A 2,628-nucleotide genomic window follows, 5' to 3' on the forward strand; every position below is an offset into this window, starting at 1 on the left:
GTTCTCACGAACGCAGCCACTACTGAGGGGCGCCACGGGGTGGTTCGTGGCTGTATTCGTGAGAATACGGAAGGGTGCTGGGGCCGGAGGAGGCGGTGGGGGAGTGTGGCGCGGAAAGGTTCGAGGACGCACCGCGTTCTCGCGAACGCAGCCACGACTGAGGGACGCCACGGGGCAGCTCGTGGCTGCATTCGTGAGAATGCGGAGGGCGCTTGGGCTTGCGGAGGCGTTGGGGGAGTGGGTCGTGGTAGGGTCTGCGGACGCACCACGTTCTCACGAACGCAGCCACTACTGAGGAACGCCCCTTTTCCCTCTTCCCTTACCCCTTGACCCTCTCTCCCTCCCCCTCAATACCGCATGAAGAAATGCTTGGGCCGGTCGTGCTTTTGCTTGGGCGTGAGGGGTGGCACGTGGAAGTTCATCGTCAGGGCTCCGGAGCTGGCTTGTTTTTCCAGCAGCAGGGCACAGGCGGACTTCAGTTGCTGCCAGCGATCCCAATCATGAGCGGGCGCATGCACGACATGGCGCAGGAGGCTGAGCCATTCCACATGCGCACGGGTGAGGTCGCCCTCTGCCACGGCGTCTCTCTGCGGAGAGGGGCGGGTGACGCCGTGACCTTCCAGCAGCCCGAGCAGCTCGGCGGTGCCTTCGCCATAGCCGATGGGGAGGCCGGCTTCCAGGTAGCCGCTATGGTTCACGTAGCCGTAGATGCCCCGACAAGCGGCTGCCAGGCGCTCGCTGCCGCCGGGTTCAGTCATCTCCAGGCGGCAGTCAGACCGGAGGTTGGCCATGTGAATGGCCAGTTCATCCACGGGATAGGATTCATCTTCTAGCGCGGCTGCGACGGCGAGGCCTTCTCCATGTTGGAAATAACTAAAGATCACCCCCCGGCGGGTGGGGGAGCCGTCGCTATCGACCAGACCAAGAGTCCGCCAGGCATGCACGGGTGTGCCGGCCCTGGTCGTCTGGTCGGGCACGGTGGAGTTCATCTGGATGCCTGTTTCCGTTGCTCTCTGCACGGTGCGCTCCTCCGGTGCCACCACCCAGCGCCCCAGACTGTCCTGGAGAGCGGTCACGAGCTGGGTGGAGTGGTCAAACTGGGCCCACCGCAGGTTGTCCTTCACCGTTGTACCCAGGAGGTTCGCTCCGGGAAAATGGGGCATGAGACGCGGAAGGGCCTTCTGGGTGATCTGCTCCTCTGTCAGCACCTCCAGCTGGCGGGGGATGTTGAGCAGTTTCCTCAAACTCTGGGTGGGGACGACGCCTTCGCCACCGCCTTCCGGTGGTTTACCGAGGGCGATTTCGTTTCCATAAAGCTGGGCTCCCGACTGGCGGACCAGTTTGAAGATTCTGCCCGGACCGCCGGGAAGTTCTCGCACATAGCTGGCATCTCCCAAGGCGGCGCCATGGTAGCCTTCTGTCGCGCGCCAGGCTTCCCCGAGTGAGACTTGCGCTTCCTTCCGCACCTTGAGTTCCTCCCACTGGCCTTCACTGTTGCGCAGCTCATGCCGGGTGCCGGTGAGGCCAAAGAGGGCTCCGGGTCTGCCGGCGGGAGTGGTGGCGGCGGAGGCGGCAGGATCGGTTGTTTCCTCAAGACCGAGTTCCGGCGGCACCTTCGCAAACAGCCGCTGGGCGAAGTCCAGGGCGGCCTGGAAGGGGTTGAGGCCGTCCAGGGCGGCCCGGCGCATGATGCGCAGGAACAAGGGCCACGAGAGCTTGCTGCTCCGCCGCAGGCGGGCAGGCCGGGCATCTGCCAGGGTGGGGCTGGTGCGGGAGGTGAGCACATAGCCGCGCTCATCCAGACCACGTCGTCCGGCGCGGCCATACATCTGCAGCAGTTCATCCGCGGCCAGTTGTTGCTCCATCGTGCCGTCATGGTACATGGTGGAGGAGACGTGCACGCTCCGGACGGAGAAGTTGATGCCCGCCGCCAATCCCATGGTGGAGACGATGACACGGAGCTGGCCACCTTTGGCCAGGGGCTCCACCAGACCCGCCCGGACCGGATAGCTGAGGCCGCTGTGGTGGTAAGCGATGCGCTTCTCCAGCAGGGCGGCGACATCTTTGCCCGCCAGAGACTTCTGTTCTTGGGTGAGTGAAAGAGGCTCGCCCTGGGGCAGCTGATCAGCCAGTTGTTTGGCGATCTTTTCCGCATCTTTTCTGCGGGGGGCAAAGATGAGCAACGGACCGAGATCGGCCATCAGAGCACTTGCGGCAAACTTGGGCCAGTAGCCCTCCAGGCCGCGCAGCTTCTGTGGCAGCACTTCCACAGGCGTCTCCTCCAGGGGCACCGGGCGTTCCTTGGCGGAGACGACTTCCACGTTGCGCCCGATCCGGCGCATCCAGGTCGCGACGTCCTCCGAGTTCTCCACGCTGCCGCTCAGGAGCAGGAGCTTGGTGCTGGCTCCCGCCAGGACAATGGCCCCTTCGTAATGGCTGCCTCGTGCGGGGTCGCCGATCATCTGAAACTCATCGATGACCAGCAGCTCGGGTCCTTGACCAGTGAGGATCCGCTCGATCTGCGTCTCCAGCGTGGCAACCAGCACTGGAGCGTGCACGTTCACCGCACGGTCTCCCGTGGCCAAGCCCACCTTCCAACCGGCCTCTGTCCATTCCGCGAACTTGTCA

At 64.4% G+C, this 2,628-nt stretch carries 1 protein-coding gene; it reads right to left on the reverse strand.

The window, feature by feature from the left end; translation table 11 throughout:
* Nucleotides 1–347: 347 nt before the first annotated feature.
* On the reverse strand, nucleotides 348–2,628 hold a 2,281-nt coding region (locus BV034_RS14525), incomplete at its 5' end, for a hypothetical protein (protein ID WP_050027729.1).

The sequence above is a fragment of the Verrucomicrobium sp. BvORR034 genome (assembly GCF_000739635.1).
GTDB lineage: Bacteria > Verrucomicrobiota > Verrucomicrobiia > Verrucomicrobiales > Verrucomicrobiaceae > Verrucomicrobium.